The organism is uncultured Roseibium sp. (assembly GCF_947494555.1).
Taxonomy (GTDB): domain Bacteria; phylum Pseudomonadota; class Alphaproteobacteria; order Rhizobiales; family Stappiaceae; genus Roseibium.
In genome coordinates this window covers 1,130,122-1,150,299 of the sequence record NZ_CANLVF010000002.1, presented here as the reverse complement: position 1 = coordinate 1,150,299, position 20,178 = coordinate 1,130,122, and the positions used below count along the sequence as shown (strand labels likewise).

Annotated in this window: 19 protein-coding genes; 17 read left to right on the top strand and 2 right to left on the bottom strand. The window is 57.4% G+C overall.

The window, feature by feature from the left end; all coding sequences use genetic code 11:
- Nucleotides 1–11: 11 nt before the first annotated feature.
- A complete protein-coding gene (locus Q0915_RS13770; protein WP_299472098.1) occupies nt 12–1,868 on the top strand; it encodes a tetratricopeptide repeat protein in 1,857 nt (618 codons plus the stop codon).
- A 149-nt stretch (nt 1,869–2,017) separates the two neighbouring features.
- Nucleotides 2,018–3,196 carry a phytanoyl-CoA dioxygenase family protein gene (locus tag Q0915_RS13765; RefSeq protein WP_299472097.1) on the top strand — a complete coding sequence of 393 codons (1,179 nt, stop codon included), beginning with the start codon at nt 2,018–2,020 and terminating at the stop codon, nt 3,194–3,196.
- Nucleotides 3,197–3,464: 268 nt separating this feature from the next.
- Here the strand turns inward: Q0915_RS13765 and Q0915_RS13760 are convergent, their stop codons facing one another.
- Nucleotides 3,465–4,154, bottom strand: a complete 690-nt coding sequence (locus tag Q0915_RS13760; protein WP_299472096.1) for a DUF1194 domain-containing protein — start codon at nt 4,152–4,154, stop codon at nt 3,465–3,467.
- A 275-nt stretch (nt 4,155–4,429) separates the two neighbouring features.
- Here Q0915_RS13760 and Q0915_RS13755 point away from each other — a divergent pair, with 275 nt between their 5' ends.
- The 9 genes from Q0915_RS13755 (at nt 4,430) to Q0915_RS13715 (ending at nt 13,331) form a co-directional block, all read left to right on the top strand.
- Complete coding sequence (locus Q0915_RS13755; RefSeq protein ID WP_299472095.1) at nt 4,430–4,684, top strand: hypothetical protein; 255 nt, start codon at nt 4,430–4,432, stop codon at nt 4,682–4,684.
- Nucleotides 4,685–4,761: 77 nt separating this feature from the next.
- On the top strand, nt 4,762–5,430 hold the full coding sequence (locus tag Q0915_RS13750; RefSeq protein WP_299472094.1) for a response regulator transcription factor: 669 nt from the start codon (nt 4,762–4,764) through the stop codon (nt 5,428–5,430).
- Entirely contained in the window at nt 5,420–6,847 is a 1,428-nt protein-coding gene (locus tag Q0915_RS13745; protein ID WP_299472093.1) for an ATP-binding protein, read from the top strand. The genes Q0915_RS13750 and Q0915_RS13745 overlap by 11 nt, the downstream gene beginning before the upstream one ends.
- Nucleotides 6,848–7,016: 169 nt before the next feature.
- Nucleotides 7,017–7,454 (top strand): RT0821/Lpp0805 family surface protein, encoded by a 438-nt coding sequence (locus Q0915_RS13740; RefSeq protein WP_299472092.1) that lies wholly within the window; start codon nt 7,017–7,019, stop codon nt 7,452–7,454.
- A gap of 108 nt (nt 7,455–7,562) precedes the next feature.
- Nucleotides 7,563–9,038, top strand: coding sequence for a hypothetical protein (locus tag Q0915_RS13735; protein ID WP_299472091.1), 1,476 nt, complete (start codon nt 7,563–7,565; stop codon nt 9,036–9,038).
- Between the two features lie 138 nt (nt 9,039–9,176).
- Nucleotides 9,177–10,301, top strand: coding sequence for a c-type cytochrome biogenesis protein CcmI (gene ccmI, locus Q0915_RS13730; RefSeq protein ID WP_299472090.1), 1,125 nt, complete (start codon nt 9,177–9,179; stop codon nt 10,299–10,301).
- Between the two features lie 57 nt (nt 10,302–10,358).
- A complete protein-coding gene (ccmE, locus tag Q0915_RS13725) occupies nt 10,359–10,808 on the top strand; it encodes a cytochrome c maturation protein CcmE (RefSeq protein ID WP_299472089.1) in 450 nt (149 codons plus the stop codon).
- Nucleotides 10,809–10,837: 29 nt separating this feature from the next.
- Nucleotides 10,838–12,826, top strand: a complete 1,989-nt coding sequence (locus Q0915_RS13720) for a heme lyase CcmF/NrfE family subunit (protein ID WP_299472088.1) — start codon at nt 10,838–10,840, stop codon at nt 12,824–12,826.
- A 4-nt stretch (nt 12,827–12,830) separates the two neighbouring features.
- Nucleotides 12,831–13,331 (top strand): cytochrome c-type biogenesis protein, encoded by a 501-nt coding sequence (locus Q0915_RS13715; protein ID WP_299472087.1) that lies wholly within the window; start codon nt 12,831–12,833, stop codon nt 13,329–13,331.
- Between the two features lie 103 nt (nt 13,332–13,434).
- On the opposite strand, the gene Q0915_RS13710 is transcribed toward Q0915_RS13715, so the two are convergent.
- Nucleotides 13,435–14,373: a LysR family transcriptional regulator gene (locus Q0915_RS13710; RefSeq protein WP_299472086.1), complete on the bottom strand. Its 939-nt coding sequence runs from the start codon at nt 14,371–14,373 to the stop codon at nt 13,435–13,437.
- A gap of 214 nt (nt 14,374–14,587) precedes the next feature.
- Between Q0915_RS13710 and Q0915_RS13705 the strand changes: the two genes are divergently transcribed.
- The 6 genes from Q0915_RS13705 to Q0915_RS13680 all read left to right on the top strand — a co-directional run bounded on the left by Q0915_RS13705 (nt 14,588) and on the right by Q0915_RS13680 (nt 20,177).
- The gene (locus Q0915_RS13705) at nt 14,588–16,186 is read left to right on the top strand and encodes an ABC transporter substrate-binding protein (protein WP_299472085.1); all 1,599 of its coding nucleotides are present in this window, start codon (nt 14,588–14,590) and stop codon (nt 16,184–16,186) included.
- A gap of 216 nt (nt 16,187–16,402) precedes the next feature.
- Nucleotides 16,403–17,377 carry an ABC transporter permease gene (locus tag Q0915_RS13700; RefSeq protein WP_299472331.1) on the top strand — a complete coding sequence of 325 codons (975 nt, stop codon included), beginning with the start codon at nt 16,403–16,405 and terminating at the stop codon, nt 17,375–17,377.
- Nucleotides 17,377–18,297, top strand: a complete 921-nt coding sequence (locus tag Q0915_RS13695; protein WP_299472084.1) for an ABC transporter permease — start codon at nt 17,377–17,379, stop codon at nt 18,295–18,297. Before Q0915_RS13700 ends, Q0915_RS13695 begins: the two co-directional genes overlap by 1 nt.
- Before the next feature lie 2 nt (nt 18,298–18,299).
- Entirely contained in the window at nt 18,300–19,196 is an 897-nt protein-coding gene (locus Q0915_RS13690) for an ABC transporter ATP-binding protein (RefSeq protein ID WP_299472083.1), read from the top strand.
- A complete protein-coding gene (locus tag Q0915_RS13685) occupies nt 19,193–19,969 on the top strand; it encodes an ABC transporter ATP-binding protein (RefSeq protein WP_299472082.1) in 777 nt (258 codons plus the stop codon). The genes Q0915_RS13690 and Q0915_RS13685 overlap by 4 nt, the downstream gene beginning before the upstream one ends.
- Nucleotides 19,962–20,177 (top strand): hypothetical protein, encoded by a 216-nt coding sequence (locus Q0915_RS13680; protein ID WP_299472081.1) that lies wholly within the window; start codon nt 19,962–19,964, stop codon nt 20,175–20,177. The genes Q0915_RS13685 and Q0915_RS13680 overlap by 8 nt, the downstream gene beginning before the upstream one ends.
- Nucleotide 20,178 lies beyond the last annotated feature (1 nt).

The window sequence follows — 20,178 nt, the reverse complement described above, 5'->3', positions numbered from 1 at the left end:
CTTGAAGTATCATGCTGTTGGTCGATGACAGATTGAAAGCCGCACGCGATCACGCTGCGGCAGGCAGGCACGACAATGCGGTGCTTCTGTTCGAAAGCGTGCTGGACGTCTCTCCAGGAAACGTGGAAGCTCTTGCCGGGTTGATAGAAGCACGTCTGGCTGGCGGTGACCTGGAGGCGGCGCAAGCGCTCCTTTTGAAGGGGGCTTCGTTGAGTGGGCAGGACGTCGGCCTTCTGACCCTTGCGGCAAAGGTCGGCTTACTAACAGGGGACGAGAAAGAGGCGGAACGTCTGGTTGATCGCGCTCTGGCGCTGGATCCGTTTCACATTCAGGCAGTTCTGCTCAAGTCGGAGGTTCTTGCCGACGAGGGCAGGGTGTCCGAAGTTGAGGATTTGCTCAACAAGGTGCGCGCGCGCACAAACGATCCTCGGATACTGGAAGGTATCGCCAGCCTTTACTTCAAGCACGGCCTGTTTGGACCTGCTTTGCTGCTCGCGCAGGAAGCGCATGACCTGTCACCTCTGGATGCGTCTTCCAACGCACTCGTCGGCCGCATTTTGAGGGCTTTGGGCGACCACGGAAAAGCGACACTCTTTCTGGAAACCGCGCATTTGCAGGACCCGTCCAATCTGGAGCACTTGATTGACCTGGCCGACAACAGTGCGTCTACAGGCTTGCTTTCTGAGGCCAGGCGCATCGCAAACCGGGCCATCGCACTCTACCCGGCCGCAATGCCCGCATGGCTTTGCCATATCAGCATCAGGGCGAAACTCGGCGAGGCCGCCGCCGCTCTCAAGGATTTTGCGCCTGTTGCAAAGGCAGCTGAGAACCGCATGGACGCGATGCTGACACTGGCGGCCGCCTACCGGCTTGCCGGCCAACCGGAAAAAACGGTGCAGTTGCTGGACCCGCTGCTCAAAGGCGGGGATCCGCTCGAACCTGCGGTCAGGGCGCGCCTCGTCAACCTCTTGCATGACGCGTATCTGTCAGCAGGCGAAATTGAAAAGGTGCCACCGATCCTGAGTGAGACCGTTTGCGCTTGCCTTGGAATTTCCAATGAAGACAGCGCCGACCTTGAGACCTTTGAGGATCGTCTTGACAAAACCGCGATGGTAATCGACCCGGGCCTCAACAGCCTTGAATTCATGGTCATGGCCCGGTTTATCGGCAAGGCGGCACGCGGCTTTGAAACGCCGGTCATTGGGCCGTCCGGTATGGCGCAGTTGGCCGGTCTCCTGGGGTATCGGAACTATCTGGCAAACGACACGAGCGAAGAACACGGCGCGAAGCAGGCGTTTTCGCATGCCGTGCCCGTATCACGTCTCCTGGGCTTGCCGGCTGAGATCCGCGGTGGTCTGCACTCGGGCGCTTATTTGCCCGCTCGCGAACAGGACCTTCACAAATGGCGGCATGCGCTTCAGGAGTTTCCACGGCCGTGGATCGGGATTGCGTGGAACGAAACACCAACCGGTCTTGCATTGGATCCTCTGTTGAAGGCGCTCCCATCGTCGTCCGGGACACTGGTCAGCACGATTTGGGACCAAGGCAGGTCACAGCTCCAGGGGCATTCCGGCATCATAGATGCGGGAAAGCACTTTCAGAACCTGGAAGATCTCGCGGCATTGTTGCAGGTGCTCGACCTGGTCGTCGGACCCGACGGTCTTGTCCTGCATGCCGCCGGGGCCGCCGGAACGCCGGGGCTCGCCCTGGTCGAAAACATCGTGCCCTGGTATTGGCATGCGGAAGACGGAAAGAGCATTTGGTATCCGAGCATCGATGTTATCCGCGCACCTCGGTCTGATCACTGGTCGCTGGTCATGCCTATGCTGGCTCAGGAAATGGCTGCAAGAATGACTCCGCACCTTTAACGAAGCGCAGATAATCCTCCGGCATTTTTTGCGGGATACGCAATGTGAAAGGAGGGTCGATTTTGATGGATTCCTGATTGATTTTCGCGTCCTGCCGCCGGGCCATTTCAGTACTCTGTATTAAGGGTCTGTGTGGAGGAGAAATATCAATGGACCAGCATGTGAATTCGGACGGCTACTTTGAAGCGCAAAGCTGCAGCCTGCGGGATTTCAAAGAAATTGTCAGCCGGCGTCTGTCACCAAGCGATGTGCCTCACGCGGATCGTGTTGACGCCGATATTCCCATCTACGAAATTGCCGCGATAGAACACCTCTTGTCCGCTGACGAGGGGCGACGCAGGCTCATGACCGAGTGGGCCCGCGTGCTCAAGGATGGATCAGGCGCCCTGGTGCTTTCAGGTGCCTATTCAGATACCTCGCCTCTCGACAAGGCAGCGGCTGTCTTCCAGCAAATCATCTTGGAAGAAAAAGCTTCCACGGGAGGCGGGGCGGATCACTTCGCCGCCGCTGGCGCGAACGATCGCGTCTGGAATTCGCTGCAAAAGCTCTGTCTCAGAGAACCTGATGTCTTTGCGTCTTGCTTTTCCAACGTTGCGATCGATGCCGTTTGTGAAGCCTGGCTCGGGCCGAATTATCAGATGACGTCGCAGGTCAATCTCGTCAGGCCGGGCGGTGCCGCGCAGCAGGCACACCGGGACTATCATCTTGGCTTCCAAACCGCCGAAACGTGCGCCGGTTATCCGGCCCATGTCCACGACCTGTCTCCGGTCATGACACTTCAGGGTGCCATCGCCCACACTGATATGCCGGTGGAAAGCGGACCGACGAAGCTCTTGCCGTTTTCGCAATTGTACCGGCCTGGCTATATGGCCTACAGGCAAGAAGAGTTCAGTGACTTCTTTGAGACTGCTTGTGTGCAGCTACCTTTGCGCAAGGGCGATGCGCTTTTCTTCAATCCGGCGTTGTTTCACGCGGCAGGCGAGAACAAAAGCAACAACATCCAGCGTCTTGCCAATCTGCTTCAGGTGTCGTCCGCGTTCTGTCGTGCAATGGAAACCTTGGACAGGCAAGCCATGTGCAATGCGCTTTATCCGGTGCTGCTGGAAAAGAGTCGTGCCGGCACTTGGCCATGGGCCCGCTTTGAAGCTGCGGTATCCGCATGTGCCGAGGGGTATTCGTTCCCGACAAATCTGGATACGGATCCACCGATCGGTGGACTGGCGCCAGAAACGCAGAAGCAATTGTTTCTGAAATCTCTGGAAGAGGGGCGCTCCAGGGAGGCGTTTGCAGAGGCTCTGGAAGCGCAGGCGCGGCGCCGATCGGCCTGACGCCTTATACCAAGCTCAAGAAATAAGAACCGATCTGACCGTGTTTGAAGGCTGTTCGGCAAGAAGCAGGTTGCAGGGCGATGTGGTTTATCGTCCAAAACCTGCGACGCGGCAGAACAGTCTTCAAACGTGGCCTTCAGTGGCTTGTTCCGGCTCTCCGGACAGCGTTGCGTTGTTTGAACTGCCAACCAGGCCGTCCCGCACAAAGCGCCTTGCCGGAAAACCGGAACAGCGCCATCAGATAGGTCCTTATTTCTTGAGATTGGTATTAACGGGTCGATGCGTAGCCGTTGCCCATGATTTCACGGATGAGCTTGCGTTTCATTGCACGTGCATAGTCATTATAGTCCTCAGCGATCTCGATAAAGGCACCGGGACCGCTGATGACATGCTGCCGGTAATACTGGATTGGAGACGTGTCTTCTCCGGCAATGACCAGCCCGTTGACTGTAACACCTTCAAAATCAAAGGCCTTGTAAGCGCTTGAAGGTGGAAATCCGTCGTTGTTGATGCCATCTCCCGCCACGTCGATAACCTTGCGGGCGCAGGGTTCCGGCGCCCGGCTCATCTGAACGGCGGCATAGCCGAGGGCGTAGCCTATTGCCGTTGGAAAGCCGATGAAACCACGGCGCGCTTCCCTCAAGGTGCTCGCAGCCTTTTCGGCGCTTGCGGTGTCTTCAAGAAATTGCCAGCCGAACTGCAGAAAATGTTGTCTTTGTCCGCTCCATTCAAAACTCATGACCCAGATTCCGCCAACTGCCTCGATCGCCTGAACGACCTCCGGATCGCTGAGCGCATTTGCCAGCCCGTTGAGTTGAAGATCGTGTTCGAGATGATCGACGCTCGATGATCCGTCCATGGCCAATACGAGCGACAGCGAACATGCGGTGGCAGGCAACGTGGAAAAAGCTGAAAGCATCAGCATCAGGCCGCAGGTGCGACAGACCAGTTTGTTCATGCAAGGTGCAAGACGAGATGCGGTTTCCTTGAGGTCTTGAAAGAACGGCCCGAACATCGAGAGAGCTTACCAGTTTGCTCAATGGGGGCAAAGACACCTTGATGTCAGTAAGCTTGTGAAACTGAATCTAAATGCCCGGTTCAGCTTGCGTTCAGGAAAAATTGATTACACCTTGCACCAGTCGCCAGGGTTTGAAACGCGCAATACTGTCCGGTATTTCGCAACACAAGATCAAAGCACTTCTGGCAAGTTGAAAAACAATCGGAACAGGCAACGTGAAAAAGATCCTCGCCTTTTTGCTCTTGACCTTCGTGGCGGTTCTGCCCGCCGAAGCAGCATGCCTGTCCCAGTCCCAGGCGCGGCAGGTTGTGGCCAGCGGAAAGGCCGCACCGCTCGGCTCGGTTGCGGGCCGCGCCGGCGGGGAAATCGTCAAGGCGCAACTCTGCCAGCAAGGCGGCGGTTATGTTTATGTCCTCTCGGTGCTCAAGGGCGGCAAGGTGACGAAGGTCACAGTCAATGCCAGCCGGTAGCTGCTATCAACACCACCATCTTTGGCCGTTCTGCCTAAAACCTGCGTTATGTCCGATCAATCAAGAAGTTGGTTCTCATGCGAATACTCGTCGTAGAAGATGATTCAGACCTGAACCGCCAGCTCGTCTCCGCTCTGGAAGAAGCCGGTTATGTCGTGGACAGCGCGAGTGATGGCGAAGAGGGGCACTTTCTGGGCGATACGGAGCCGTATGACGCGGTGGTGCTCGACCTTGGATTGCCCACACTCGACGGTCTTTCGGTTCTGGAGAACTGGCGCAGGGATGGTCGGACAATGCCTGTCCTGATTCTGACCGCGCGGGACCGCTGGTCCGACAAGGTCGCGGGCATCGACGCCGGAGCCGACGATTACGTCGCCAAACCCTTTCACATGGAGGAGGTCCTCGCACGCGTGCGTGCGCTCGTTCGCCGCGCTGCAGGGCATGCCTCAAACGAGTTGACCTCCGGTTCTGTCCGGCTTGATCTCAGGGCAGGACGCGTAACGGTTGACGGCAGTCCGATCAAACTCACATCGCACGAATACCGCCTTCTGTCGTACCTGTTGCATCATCAGGGCAAGGTAATTTCGCGCACCGAATTGACCGAGCATCTCTACGATCAGGATTTTGACCGGGATTCCAACACGGTTGAAGTCTTCGTTGGCAGATTGCGCAAGAAAATCGGCTCCGACATGATCGAAACGATCAGAGGTCTCGGCTACCGCCTCGGAGCGGCCAGTGACGACTGAACCGGACGCACCTGCCGGAGAAAAGTCATCAGGCAAGCCCCAGAGATCGCTTGCGACGCGGCTGGTGTTTGTCGCGGCGCTCTGGTCGACGATAGCGCTGGCCTTGGCAGGCGTGTTCCTTGTCAGCCTCTATCAGAGCGCAAGCGAACGCGCATTCGACGCACAGCTGAAAATCCACATCAAGGCGCTGATTTCCGAGATGATCGAAACGGGCTCGAATGCCGACTCCGATGTCGCCAACCAGGCAGTTAAAGCGCCCGCCTACAGGGGAGACCCGCGTTTTTCGCTTCCGCTTTCTGGCTGGTACTGGACAGTGCGCCGGGCAAGCAGTCCGAGTATTTTGTATGCCTCGGAATCGCTGGTCGGCGATCCGCTGAACACACCTCCAATCGCTGACCGGGAGAGCAGTGCCAGTTTCATCACCGGGCCTACGGGGGACGAAGTGCGTGTCCTGCAGCAGCGGATTTCCATTGGCGACGAGGCTTATGTGATTGCAGTTGGTGCCGCGACGGCCGGTTTTTGGGCGGACATTGCCGAATTCTCTCGAATGGTCACTTTGACGCTCTGCATCGTCGGTCTGGGGTTGATACTTGCGATTTTCCTTCAAGTCAGGTTTGGCCTCAAACCACTCACAAGGTTGCGTGCCTCCCTTTCAGCGGTCCGCCTTGGCGAGGCTGAGCGGATCGATGAAGCGCTGCCCGGTGAGATTGCGCCGCTCGCAGTTGAGCTGAATGCGTTGATCGTCTCCAACAAGGAAATTGTCGAGCGGGCCCGAACACATGTCGGCAATCTTGCGCACGGACTGAAGACGCCTCTGTCGGTCATTTCGAATGAGGCCCGCGCGTCCGAAGGCCCGCTTGCGGAGAAGGTGGCCGAACAGTCGGCAATCATGTCTACTCAGATCCAGCATCATCTTGAGCGTGCGCGGATGGCTGCACAACGCAGGGTGATCGGCGTGTCCTGCGAAACCGAACCGGTCCTTGCCCGCCTGATTCGGGCCATGGGAAAAATCTATCAGGACAAGGGCATCAAGGTGGCGTTTGATCAGGCGGGCGATCTTCGCTTTCGCGGCGAAAGCCAGGATCTGGAGGAGATGAGCGGCAACCTGATCGACAATGCCTGCAAATGGGCAGCATCGCGAGTAGACGTCGGCGTCGTTCGAAAAAGTGATCAGGCGACCAATCGCGAAATGTTTGCACTTACTGTTGAAGACGATGGCCCGGGCCTGTCGCCGGAACAGCGCGCCGAAGCGGTCAAGCGCGGCCGGCGCCTCGATGAAACGGTACCTGGTACCGGCCTTGGTTTGTCGATTGTGGCCGATTTGGCAGCGCTATATGGCGGAACGCTGCAACTGGACAGCTCTGCCCTTGGTGGTTTGAAAGCAACGCTGGTGCTTCCGGCTCTGACACCTGAATAGGGGATTATCGGTACATTAGGCGCGACCCGAATCAGCGCGGTGTGTTAGGCTGAAGACCAGAGGGCAAGGAAAAGACTCTCCCTCGGCCAAGTTCGGCCACAAATTGAAAATATCACTGCTTCGTCTTCGGGTTTCAACCGGTTTTAATGCCTACGGGGAGCTTCCAAGCATGCGCTTGCGGGATGCCACATGTGTTGCCCTTGCCACTTTTCTGGCGGGATGTTCGCTGACATCCGGTAACACAAGCTCCACTGGCCTTGGATCCTTTTTCGGTGATCCGAGCGCAAATGTTGCGGGCACGGAGGCAAATACCGCGATTTCCGTTCTTGTGAACAATGAATTCGGAAATGCGCTCGATGCGACGGATCGCCGCGCTGCCGAAGACGCGCAAAGCCGCGCCTTGCGCGCACGCGGTGTTGGAGTGTCTGTCGGCTGGCAGAATGACCGGACCGGGCGCAGCGGACAGGTCCGGCCGGGTCCGGTTTATACGGTCAATGAAACGAAGTGCCGCGAGTTTACGCACGAAATGGTCTTGCGTGGGCAAACGCTTCAGGCGCGCGGAACGGCATGCGAATCCGGCCGCGGCGACTGGCTTGTAATCGGCTAGGCTCAGCGTTTCCAAAGTCCTTGAAGGGACTGCATTTATTCTCAACAATTGCTTAATGCTTATGCGGGTATCATCCGTCGATTCTGCATCGCGATTCTGACCCGCTGAATGACATATTCGAACGAGCTAGAGAGCAAAATAAAGACCTACCTGAGCAGTCTCAGTCCGAACGCGGTTGAGGCTTTGGTCAAGAATTTGGAAAAGGCTCAGGGGCAAAAGAGTGCAGATCCGCATCTCAACCTGATTCTCACAGCTGCCGTTGCCCTGGTGCGCAAGCCGCAACCGCTGGCAACGGATGTGCCGGGCGGCACGTTCCGACGGGCGCAGGTACAACGTCTTTTCTTTTCACCGCTCAACGACTTTCTGATCGCGGAAACCCTTCCCAATCGGCAGGAAGGCCGCATCAATCGCAATATGCTTGACAGGGTCTGGAACTGGCTCGCCAGGGACGTCATTCCGAACGAAGTCAAGACGGTGCTCGATCAGGCAGGCGACGCCACCGTGAAAGGTGAACGTGTCGACGCCCTGATACAGGCACTCAGAAGCCGCGCGACCGAAGCGATCGGAGAAGCGTTGAGCCGAAGCGAAATCTCTGAAAAGGAACGCCGTATCATCGGGGTCGAACTCGGTGGTGAGCGCGGGATTGCCGAACTCAGGGACATCGAAAAAATCTTTGCGGCGGAGCGCTGGCTTGTTCCGTTCCTGCAGAGCATTCCCGACAACATCAACGAACACCGGCTGAAACAGGATACCGATGTTCTGCGGTTGGTCGACAAATGCACCACCCGTTTTCCGGACCACCTTCCGTTGATCGCTGCAGCGCTGGTCGAGCGTGCTGATGCGCCGTCGGCGCTTTGCACGTTCGCTGGACGTCTTGCCGGCGACCAGGACCCCAAAGTCATCGCCGGGTCGCAATTCGCGCCGCTGGTCGATGTGGTGATGAGCGAAGCTGAACGACTTCAGATCCTTGCGCTGGAACACAGAAACAACAATCCGGATCCCGTTGCATTCTCGCAGGCACTTTCCGAATATCACACGCTCGTCCGGGGTGTTGAACGCGATATGGACTTGTCACTCGCCGGTCGCTGGCATCAAAGACTTTCCGAGACCAAGAAGAACATCTCGGGCGAGGTCACGCGGGAGCTCAAGAATGCACACGGTGCCATTCGACGTGCGTTGCAGGTGCCCAAGTTTGACGCGGACGGAAACCTCAAGACGAACCAGGTTGCCATCGATGAGGCGGTCAGAACCCTTCGTGTCGTGACGATGGCGCGGAGCGCGTCTGAGACATTCGCGGTAAACGAGATCGGCAAGCAGACCCGGCAGACAGTCGAGCAGACGCTTGAGATCGTCACGCGGTCTCTGATCACCGATCTTGGCAAGACGAGCGGTCTGCAGGTTGAAGCGCAGGCAGCTGCCGTGGACGTCGCAATCATGCTGTCCGACATTTACTTCGGTGCCGACTATGCCTCCCAGCTCCGGCGGAGCCGGCAGGCCGCTTTCGCAAAGGCAACCGGTACTCAACCGGATCAAGCGACGTCGCCTGAACGCAAACTGGTTTCGAGCGTCTTTGGCAGAAGATAGAACTTCCTGAGGTATTTCAAGCAGTTCCGTTAGGTGGCTTTTTCACAGGCGCTGCCAACGCGAATGTGAGCGCCGCGACCGCCGGTCACAGGCTAATCATCTTGCATTTGCCTGCTTTGATCTGTCTATTGTGCGCTCATGATATTCTGGATCCTACTGGCACTTATGACGGGTGTTGCCGCCCTGTCGGTTCTTGTGCCGCTGGCAAGGGCAGGGCAACCGGCGTCTGGTTCGACAGGCGGTGCCGACGAGGCTGTCTACAAGGAACAGCTGACTGCAATCGATACGGAACTGGAACGCGGGCTGATCGAGCCGGATGCGGCGGAGGCAGCCAGAACGGAAATTGCCCGCAGACTGCTTGCTGCGCACGACAAGAGCGAACAACGGTTTCGGATGCGGACGTCCGGTCTTCGGATGAAAACGGCTCAGGCTTTCGCGCTGGCTGCATTGCCGCTCGTCGCCCTGGCAACCTACTTTACCCTCGGCTCGCCTGACGAGCCGGATCAGCCCTTGATCGCGCGGCTGATCGCGCCCGCAGAGGGACAGTCGGTCGATGTTCTGATAGCACGCGTCGAACGTCACCTTGCAGAAAACCCCGAGGACGGCCAGGGATGGGAGGTTATTGCACCTGTCTATCTGTCTCGCGGCCAGCCGGAGGCATCCGCGAGGGCCTACGCGAACGCCATTCGTATCCTTGGACCGCGGCCGGACTGGCTCACGGATATGGGGGAAGCCTTGACTATGGCCAATCAGGGTCTCGTCACCGCAAACGCAAGACAGGCTTTTGAACGGGCGGCTTCCATGGAGCCGACCGCTGTGAAGCCGCGTTTCTTCCTGGCAATCGCGCTCGGCCAGGAAGGCAATACGCAAGCCGCCGTTCAGGCCTGGGAAAGTTTGCTGGAAGGTGCAGATGAAACAGCTCCCTGGGTGGCAGCGGCAAAGCAGCAGCTTGCAGGACTGCAGCAGGGCGAGAATGCGTTGCGCGGACCATCGCAGCAGGACATTGAGGCCACACAGGAAATGTCTGCCGAAGACCGCCAGGAAATGATCAGAGGCATGGTTTCCGGTCTTGCGGAACGGCTGTCGCAAGAAGGCGGAAGCGCCGCTGAATGGAACCGGTTGATGCAGGCCTATGTCGTTTTGGGAGAACGGCAAAAGGCTGAAGAAACACTCGCAGCGGCCCAGGCCGCCTACGCGGAAAATCCGGCGGATTTGTCCCTGATCAAGGACACCGCAAGCGCACTTGGACTAAGCGGGTCCTGACAAGACAAAAAAGCCTGGCGGGCAGCGGTTCGCGAAGGCGCAAACCGGACGAGACAAATGACGCGCAAACAAAGAAGGTTGACACTGATCGGATCGGCAGGCGCAGTCCTTGCCGTTGCTCTTGGTTTGATCCTGTTTGCCTTGAACGATCAGATCGTGTTTTTCCAGAGCCCAACTGACATCACGCAAAAGTCGATACCGGCTGGACAGCGTATTCGGCTTGGCGGGCTGGTCGAGGAAGGTTCCGTCGTCAGGGCAGACAATGCACAGGTGAGCTTCAGGGTCACCGATACGGCGAATGCTGTGGCGGTAACCTACAAGGGAATATTGCCCGACCTGTTCCGCGAGGGGCAGGGTGTTGTCACCGAAGGGATCGTAAACGCCGACGGAACATTTGTTGCCGACAGCGTTCTCGCAAAGCACGATGAGAACTATATGCCCAAGGAAGTGGCCGAAGCCCTCAAGGATCAGGGCCATTGGCAAGGCGGCGAGGGGGAAGCCAACTAACGGCTTTCCGGGAGAGACAGGACGCGGACATGATTGTTGAGTTGGGACATTATGCGCTGGTGCTGGCCTTTGCCCTGACGCTTGTGCAATGCTTTTTGCCACTGTGGGGCGCACTCACGGGCGACGACAGACTGATGGCGGTAGCACCTCCGGTTTCAGTCACTCTTTTCATGCTGATCATGATATCGTTCGTCGCGCTGACGATTGCGTATCTGACGTCCGACTTCTCGGTTCTGAACGTCGTCCAGAACTCCCATTCGGCGAAACCCTTCATTTACAAGTTCACCGGCGTATGGGGCAATCACGAGGGGTCCATGCTCCTGTGGGTGCTCATCCTGGTTTTTTTCGGCGCGCTTGTTGGCGTCTTTGGCGGCAATTTGCCGAAGGATCTCAAGGCGGCGACGCTGGCTGTCCAGGCCTGGGTCACTGGAGGTTTCATCCTGTTTCTGTTGGCGACGTCCAATCCCTTTGCACGCGTTGCCAACCCGCCATTGGAGGGGGCCGATCTTAACCCCATCCTGCAGGATATCGGCCTCGCCATACATCCACCGCTCCTTTATGTCGGCTATGTGGGTTTTTCCATCACGTTCTCTTTTGCCGTTGCCGCGCTGATTTTGGGGCGTACGGACGCCGCATGGGCCCGGTGGGTGCGCCCGTGGACCCTGCTTGCATGGTGCTTCCTGACGCTCGGGATCGCCATGGGCTCCTACTGGGCCTACTACGAACTCGGCTGGGGTGGCTGGTGGTTCTGGGATCCGGTCGAAAATGCCAGCTTCATGCCCTGGCTTGCGGGCACGGCGCTGCTTCACTCCGCGATCGTCATGGAAAAGCGCGAAGCCCTCAAGATCTGGACGGTGCTGCTTGCCATATTCACGTTCTCGCTGTCGCTCCTTGGTACATTCCTGGTCCGCTCCGGCGTGCTGACATCGGTTCACGCCTTTGCAACGGACCCGGCGCGCGGAGTGTTCATCCTTGGATTGCTCGTCTTCTTCATCGGCGGTTCCCTGGCGCTTTACGCATGGCGGGCACCGATGCTGAAGCAGGGCGGCCTGTTTGCACCGATCAGCCGGGAAGGCGGTCTGGTTTTGAACAATCTGTTCCTGACGGCAGCCTGCGCGGCAGTCTTTGTCGGAACGCTCTATCCGCTTGCTCTCGATGCAGTCACCGGAGAGAAGATTTCCGTAGGAGCGCCGTTCTTCAACTTGACCTTCGGCCCGCTGATGATCCCGCTTTTGCTGGCTGTTCCGTTCGGCCCGATCCTGGCCTGGAAACGCGGTGACCTTCTGGCGGCGAGCCAAAGACTTTATGTGGCGTTCGGCCTCGCATTGGTCTTCACGCTGTTCACCTTCTGGCTGTGGGGCATGGAAAAGGTTCTTGCGCCCCTTGGTGTCGGACTGGCTGTGTGGGTGATGGCCGGCGCTGTTTCGGAAATCGTCACGCGTGTGAAGTTCTTCGAGATCGGGCCGAAACGTGGTTTCGCCCGCCTTGTGGGGCTTCCAGGCTCTGCCTGGGGGACAGTCGTCGCGCATTTCGGTGTCGGCGTAACGGTCCTCGGGATTGTGACGGCGTCTGCCTTCCAGGAAGAACGCATTGAAACCATGCGACCGGGCGACACGGTCGAGGTGTCCGGGTATCAGGTCACCTTCGACGGCGCCGCTCCGCGACGAGGACCGAACTATGTTGAAGAAGTCGGTCACTTCACCATTCGTCAGGGTGGTGTTCTGGTGACGGAACTTGACCCGTCCAAGCGCGTCTATACGGCACGGCAAATGCCGACGACGGAAGCGGGGATCCATACAATCGGATTTTCCCAGATCTACCTGTCCATGGGAGAAAGCCGAGGCGATGGGGCGATCGACGTTCGCGTCTATTTCAAGCCGCTGATCACGCTGATCTGGATCGGTTGTGTCATCATGTCACTGGGTGCGGTTTTCTCAATGGCCGATCGCCGGCTCCGGATTGGCGCCCCGAAACCGGCCTCGCGGCGCAAGACAGCACAGCCGGCGGCGGCGGAGTAGTCACATGTTTCTCAAGTGCCTGACGGCTCTGTTTCTGTTTTTGTCCGTGTTGATCGCACCTGCTCAAGCGGTGGCGCCGGACGAGGTTCTCGACGACCCGGCTCTTGAGGCTCGGGCGCGCGCGCTTTCGGCTGAACTGCGCTGCATGGTCTGCCAGAACCAGTCGATCGATGACAGCGACGCCCCGCTTGCGAAGGATCTTCGCGTGCTCGTGCGCGAACGCCTCGTTGCCGGGGACAGTGATGGTCAGGTGATTGACTATCTTGTGTCGCGTTATGGTGAGTTCGTTCTACTCAAACCGAAATTCGCTTGGCACACCTTCTTTTTGTGGGCTGCGGGACCCATCGCCCTGATCGCCGGTCTCATCGCGATTGGCCTCGCGCTCCGAAAGAGATCGCAGCTCATGCAGCAGTTGGCGACATCCAGTCCGTCGAAATTATCGGACGAGGAAGAGGAGCGTCTCAACGCTCTTTTGAAAAAATCCGATCGCGACGAGACCGGGTGAAGACGCGCCAAGAGGCTCAAGGACTCCGGCTGGGTTTTTGGGGTTCGTTTTGCGTTGAATTCCCGGGAGTGGACTTCCGAGCCGGATCGTCTCCGTCGCGAAGTCACAAGAGTCGAAACTTCTTGAGGTGGCTTGTGCACGGGTCTGATTTCAAAAGCGTCCAGATGGTTTCAATCAGCGACGACCTGGTCTCGCGTTTTTTGTAGGCCCAGATCTCCAGTTCCGTGTCGTATTTGCCGTTGCCTGCCAAAGCAAAATCACCGGCCATGACGCTGTCATAGGCGCTGCAGGCGGGCAGCCAAAGCATCTTCTGGTCCAATAGCGCCAGTCGCTTCATGAATTCGCAGGTCCCGCTTTGAGACGTACGGACGAATGTCGGATCCTGTGGTGTCATCGACGAAAAAAGAAGATCCTCGACTTTCGAAAAATACCCTGTTTGACCGTAGCCTATATATTCAAGTCCGTTTTTGGGAGGATGATTGACATCGAAGGCCGGTCGTCCATTCGCGTCCAGCGCAGTACAAAGATGCATAGTATCTGAGCCCAATTTGATTGCGTCAAACTCCTGATGCTCAAAAAATGCCGGAACTTCTGGCTTATAATAGAGCACTACAAGATCCATCTTGCGGTCGCCCAGCAATTCGATCATTTCATAAAAGTCATAGGTGTCGATGGACACGGAAAACGGCCCGCAATGCGCCTTGATTTGTTGCAGCCATTCAGGAACGAAGCTGAGAGCCAGGGACGTTGACGCCGCGAGCCTGATGTCAGGTGTCGTTCCGGACTTCCGCCGCTGAAATTCCACGCGGTTGAGTTCAAGTTCTCGCAAAACATTCTGTGCGGTCGCGCGGAAGACCTGACCTTCCTGGGTCAGTGAGACCGGATAGCTGCTGCGATCGAACAATTCAGTTCCGAGCCAGGTCTCAAGGGCTTTTATGCGCCTGCTGAACGCCGACTGCGTGATGTTGCGCTCGTCCGCTGCCTGGGAAAAATTTCCCAGCTTGCTCAGCACCAGAAAGTCCGTCAGCCAGTTTGTTTCCACCGTCTTCCCTTCACGGTGCGTGCTAAAATTGTGAGCAATGCGAAATACTATGCAAAATTTGCATAACAAGGCTGTTGGTCGAATTCAAGCAATCGATATAAGCTTTTCTTTCAGGTGCGGAAACCTTGCTCAGAAAACGAAGCGAAACCGCATACGATCCCGCCGGGTCCACCCGGCACCATCCCATCCGTTTTGTTCCAGAGGGGGAATGATCGTGAGATTTACAACACCACTGAAAAGCCTTTCACTTGCCACGGTGCTGGCGGCATCCGTGGCCTTTCCGGCACTTGCTGCTACACCTGCCGACACGTTTGTGATTGCCCGAAATACTGCGGACGCCATTACGCTGGACCCCGCCGAGTGTTTTGAGTTCACGGGCAGCAGGATTGTCGCCAATATTTATGAAAGGCTGTTTCTTTTCGAACCGGACGACCTGACCAAGCTAGTCGGCGGTATTGCCGAATCCTACGAATTCTCTCCTGACGGCAAGAAAATTACGGTCAAGCTGCGTCCAGGCCTGACGTTCCATTCCGGCAATCCGGTAACGGCAGCAGATGTTGCGTACTCTTTGAGCCGCGCAGTAAAACTGGACAAGACACCGGCATTCATCATCAAGCAGATTGGCTGGACGGCCGACAATGTCGATGAGGCTGTGGTTGCCGTCGACGACGGTACGGTCGAAATCAACATTCTCGCAGACCTCTCGCCTGCGCTCGTTCTCAACCTCTTGTCTTCAAGCGTGGCGTCCATCGTCGACATGAAGGAAGTTCAAGCGCACGAAGTCGACGGCGATATGGGTTATGCCTGGCTGAAGGACAACTCCGCAGGATCGGGTCCTTACAAGCTTAAGACCTGGAAGGCCAACGAAGTTGTCATGCTGGAAGCCTTTGACGACTATCGCCAGGGCAAACCGGCCATGAACCGCGTCGTTATCCGTCACGTGGCGGAACCCTCCGCACAACGACTTCTGCTGGAAAAAGGCGATGTCGACGCGGCGATGGAACTGACCGCGGACCAGCTCAAGGGTCTGGCCGGCAATTCGGATGTTTCTGCGGAAAGCTATCCCAAGGGCTATCTGATGTACCTGGCGAGCAATATGGATCATCCGGTCCTTTCGAAGCCGGAAGTCCGCGAAGCGTTGAAATACATGGTCGACTATGACGGTATGGTCGGGTCGTTCCTGGATGGTCAGTACAAGATCCATCAGAACTTCTGGCCCTCTGGCATGTGGGCAGCTGCAACCGATACGCCTTACAGCTACAACATGGACAAGGCAAAGGCGCTGATAGCAGATGCCGGACTCGACGCCGGAACAAAAATCACGATCGACACGCTGAACAAGTCACCGTTTACCGAAGTGGCCCAGAGCGTCCAGGCGAGTTTGAAGGAACTCGGGATCGATTCTGAAATCATTCTGTCTGATGGCGCGACACTGTGGCCGAAATATCGTGCGCGCAAGCACGAGCTGATCGTTGCCCGCTGGGGCCCGGATTATTCCGATCCACATTCCAACGCTGATGCTTTCGCGCATAATCCGGATAACAACTTCGAGGCTAAGCTCACCGGCAAGCTCACCTGGCGCAATGCGTGGCCGGCAGAGGGTCTGACCGAGTTGACGGATCAGGCCGCGGCCGAGTCCGATCCGGAGGTCCGTGAGGAAATCTACGCCAAGCTGCAGAAGATGGTTCAGGAAGATTCGCCCTTCACGATCATGTTCCAGGCTATCGGCACATTCGGCCAGCGGGCGAATGTCGAAGGCTTCGTGAACGGCGTAACCTCCGACCAGGCCTTCTACAAGACGGTCTCCAAATAAGCCAGGCACGGCTTCGCGCGCCAAACCACTGCGGCGCGCGTGGCCGTCTGAGACTTGCAACGCGTTTCCTCATCGTCAGGATGGGGAAGCGCGACTTTACGTAAACAGGTTTTGAAACCGGGGGCATCCGGAATGACCGACAGTTCCACAGCGCAAAGCTCGGTGGATTTCAGGCCATATCTGGATGTGGCGAGGAAAATCGGTGGGGGCATCTTCATGCTGATCCTCACCTTTATCGGCCTGACCGCGATCACGTTTATCATCGGGCGCATCATGCCCAACGATCCAGTTGTTGCGATCGTTGGTGACCGGGCGTCCAAGGAAGTCTATGACGCAATGTATCTCCAGCTCGGCCTCGACAAGCCGATCTGGCAGCAGTATCTCATTTTTCTGGGCGATATCTTGCGCGGGGACTTTGGCAGTTCGGTCATGACCGGGCAGCCTGTTCTGGAGGACATAAAGCGCTTTTTCCCGGCAACTCTCGAGTTGGCGACGATCGCGACTGTCGTTGGTATGATTATCGGCATTCCCGCCGGCGTGCTGGCCGCAGTGCGGCAAGGGACACTGATCGATCACGTGGTGCGAGTCGTCGGGCTGCTGGGCCATTCCATACCGATTTTCTGGCTCGGTATGGTGGCACTTCTCGTGTTTTACGCAAAGCTTGACTGGGTCGCCGGGCCGGGCCGCATCGATTTCTTTTATGACGGGATCGTCGATCCGGTGACCGGGGTCATCATGATCGATGCTGCGATCGCCGGGGAATGGGACGTTTTTCATAACGCGCTGTCCCACGTAATCCTGCCTGCCTCCATGCTTGCAATCTATTCACTGGCCTACATCGCCCGCATGACACGCTCGTTCATGCTCGACCAGCTCAATCAGGAATATGTCCTGACCGCGCGCGTCAAAGGACTGCGGGAAGGGACAGTGATCTGGTATCACGCATTCCGGAACGTGCTTGTTCAGTTGATCACGATCATCGGCCTGACCTACGCAAGCCTGCTGGAGGGATCGGTCCTGACTGAAACCGTCTTTGCCTGGCCGGGTATCGGCCAATACATCACGAACTCGCTGTTCAATGCGGATATGAACGCGGTGATCGGCGGGACGCTTGTCGTCGGTATCTCCTTTGTGTTCATCAACATGTTGTCCGATATGCTTTATCGGATCGTTGATCCGAGGGCCAAGTGATGTCGCAAAGCAGTCTCGGTCACGAATCCTCCTGGTTGCTTGCAGACACGCCCCGCAACGCATTCCAGGCAAAATGCCAGAGGATTTACATCGGCTGGCTCGCCTTCAAGGGCAATCCGATTGCCATGTTCGGTCTGGCAATCGTTCTCTTTCTGTGTTTCGTGGCTCTGTTCGCGCCGTGGATCGCAGGTGGGGACGGTACGACACAGGATCTCGCCAACCGCCTTGCGCCGCCAAGTGCCGAACACTGGTTCGGAACGGATGAGCTCGGCAGGGACATTTTTGCGCGCATAGTCTGGGGCTCGAGGGTCACGCTCTACATCATCTTCCTTGTGTCCATCATTGTCATGCCGATCGGCTTGATCATCGGAACGACGGCGGGTCTTCTTGGCGGGGTTGTTGATGCGACGCTGATGCGCATTACCGACATTTTCCTCGCCTTTCCGCGTCTCATTCTCGCGCTGGCCTTTGTGGCCGTTCTCGGACCCGGACTGGAAAACGCGGTGCTTGCCATCGCACTGACCACATGGTCGCCCTATGCGCGCCTTGCCCGCGCCGAAACGCTGACACTGCGAAACAGCGAATACATCATGGCCGCACAAATCATGGGGGCGTCTCGGATCAGGATCCTGTTCGCGCACATCATGCCCATGTGCCTGTCTTCCACGATTGTCCGGCTGACGCTCGACATGGCGGGCATTATCCTGACAGCGGCTGGGCTGGGCTTCCTTGGGCTTGGCGCGCAGCCGCCGCTTGCCGAATGGGGCGCCATGATTGCTTCCGGCCGCGACTACCTACTTGACCAGTGGTGGGTTCCGACCATTCCCGGGATAGCCATTCTCGTCGTTTCGCTTGGGTTCAACCTTCTTGGCGACGGCCTGCGGGACGTGCTTGATCCGCGCAGCTCCGGGGGGCACTGAGGATGAACAAGTTGGAAACGACAGGGTTTGAGGCCGAAGCCCCCCTCATTTCTGTGCGCGATCTGCACGTCACGTTCTCAACGCCAAAGGGTCCCGTTCATGCTGTGCGTGGCGTCAGTTTTGACCTCGGCCGTGAGCGTCTGGGAATTGTCGGCGAGTCAGGATCCGGCAAATCGCAGACGGGCAGGGCACTTTTGCGCCTGACAGCCGGAAACGGCAGGATCGACGCCAGCAGGATGATGTTCGACGGCATGGACCTGATGAAGGCCAATGCAAAGACCATGCGCTCCATCAGGGGCTCCCGTATTTCGATGATCATGCAGGATCCGAAATACTCGCTCAATCCGGTTCTCACCGTTGGCGGCCAAATCGCTGAATCCTGCCGGCGGCACGAACACGTCTCGCGCGCCGAAGCGAAAAAACGTGCGCTTTCGATGCTGGAGACCGTTCGCATCCGCGAGCCGGAGAAAGTCTATTCGCTCTATCCCCATCAGGTGTCCGGTGGCATGGGACAGCGCATCATGATCGCCATGATGCTGATTACCAATCCTCAAGTCATGATCGCTGATGAGCCGACTTCCGCGCTCGATGTAACCGTTCAGATGCAGGTCCTGTCGCTTCTTGACGACATGGTGCGCGAGCGCGGCATGGGTCTTGTGCTGATCAGCCACGACCTCAATCTGGTATCGAGTTTCTGCGATCGCGTTCTGGTCATGTATGGCGGCAGGATCATGGAGACCCTGGACGCAAAGCATCTCGACAAGGCCCAGCATCCCTACACCAAGGGACTGCTGAATTGCCTCCCGAAACTCGATGGCCGGCACGACGATCTGCCTGTCCTGAAGCGGGATCCAGCCTGGCTGCATGAAGACGGTCTTTCCGGAGGCGCTTCCCGATGATCGAAATCGAGCATCTGGGCATTACATTCGGCTCGGGAAAGTCGCAGATTGCAGCGGTGAAAAACGCCAATCTGACTGTTGCCGAAGGAGAGAGCTACGGCATCGTTGGTGAATCGGGATCCGGTAAATCGACGGTGCTGAGGGCCATGGTGGGGATCTATTCGCACTGGACGGGCACGATACGTATCGCCGGTAAACCACTGCAAGGAAAACGCTCGGTCGCTTCCAGAAAACACATGCAAATGGTCTTCCAGGATCCTTACGGCTCGTTGCATCCACGCCGAACGGTGGACGACACGCTGAGCGAACCACTTATTATTCACGGCTTGAAAAACCGTGAGGACCGCGTCTTGAAAATCCTGACGGAGGTCGGGCTTGGTCCGGAGTTCCGTTTCCGGTATCCGCATCAGCTGTCCGGCGGCCAGCGGCAACGCGTGGCGATTGCGCGTGCGCTCATTCTTGAGCCCAGGGTCATTTTACTGGATGAGCCCACAAGCGCCCTTGATGTCTCCGTGCAGGCGGAAATTCTCAATCTTCTCTCCGCTCTGCGGAAGACGCACGGACTGACCTATATCATGGTCAGTCACGATCTCGCGGTTGTCGGCCATTTGTGCAGCAGGATAGCTGTTATGAATCGCGGAGAAATCGTTGAAGAGATGAGCGAAGAACAGATGCGAACCGGAAACGTCAAGCACGAGTACACCAGACAACTCTGGACAGCATCCCAGGGGTATGACCGGGAAGCTCTCGCGACATTCAAGGAATTTGTCTGACGCCTTCAGGCCCAATGGCACCTGGAACGCAAAGTCCGATACCGAACCGAGCGGCATGGATCCGAAAGAGGCGATCTGCGGGCGGCTCGCTCGCTTGCGCAGCATTGTCTCTGCGGCGTTCGTCTCATCACAGCGCTCACACCTTGCCGTGATTTGCAAGACACGCGTTCGTGCTTATCTCAGGCGCGATGAAGAGCTGGAGGGCTGAA

What these genes read in the sequence shown, in the direction of transcription:
- ccmI (WP_299472090.1), top strand. Translation starts at nt 9,177, where the DNA reads ATGATATTCTGGATCCTACTGGCACTTATGACGGGTGTTGCCGCCCTG.
- Q0915_RS13765 (WP_299472097.1), top strand. Translation starts at nt 2,018, where the DNA reads ATGGACCAGCATGTGAATTCGGACGGCTACTTTGAAGCGCAAAGCTGC.
- Q0915_RS13715 (WP_299472087.1), top strand. Translation starts at nt 12,831, where the DNA reads ATGTTTCTCAAGTGCCTGACGGCTCTGTTTCTGTTTTTGTCCGTGTTG.
- Q0915_RS13735 (WP_299472091.1), top strand. Translation starts at nt 7,563, where the DNA reads ATGACATATTCGAACGAGCTAGAGAGCAAAATAAAGACCTACCTGAGC.
- Q0915_RS13690 (WP_299472083.1), top strand. Translation starts at nt 18,300, where the DNA reads ATGAACAAGTTGGAAACGACAGGGTTTGAGGCCGAAGCCCCCCTCATT.
- Q0915_RS13740 (WP_299472092.1), top strand. Translation starts at nt 7,017, where the DNA reads ATGCGCTTGCGGGATGCCACATGTGTTGCCCTTGCCACTTTTCTGGCG.
- Q0915_RS13750 (WP_299472094.1), top strand. Translation starts at nt 4,762, where the DNA reads ATGCGAATACTCGTCGTAGAAGATGATTCAGACCTGAACCGCCAGCTC.
- Q0915_RS13770 (WP_299472098.1), top strand. Translation starts at nt 12, where the DNA reads ATGCTGTTGGTCGATGACAGATTGAAAGCCGCACGCGATCACGCTGCG.
- Q0915_RS13720 (WP_299472088.1), top strand. Translation starts at nt 10,838, where the DNA reads ATGATTGTTGAGTTGGGACATTATGCGCTGGTGCTGGCCTTTGCCCTG.
- Q0915_RS13685 (WP_299472082.1), top strand. Translation starts at nt 19,193, where the DNA reads ATGATCGAAATCGAGCATCTGGGCATTACATTCGGCTCGGGAAAGTCG.
- Q0915_RS13760 (WP_299472096.1), bottom strand. Translation starts at nt 4,154, where the DNA reads ATGAACAAACTGGTCTGTCGCACCTGCGGCCTGATGCTGATGCTTTCA.
- ccmE (WP_299472089.1), top strand. Translation starts at nt 10,359, where the DNA reads ATGACGCGCAAACAAAGAAGGTTGACACTGATCGGATCGGCAGGCGCA.
- Q0915_RS13700 (WP_299472331.1), top strand. Translation starts at nt 16,403, where the DNA reads ATGCTGATCCTCACCTTTATCGGCCTGACCGCGATCACGTTTATCATC.
- Q0915_RS13695 (WP_299472084.1), top strand. Translation starts at nt 17,377, where the DNA reads ATGTCGCAAAGCAGTCTCGGTCACGAATCCTCCTGGTTGCTTGCAGAC.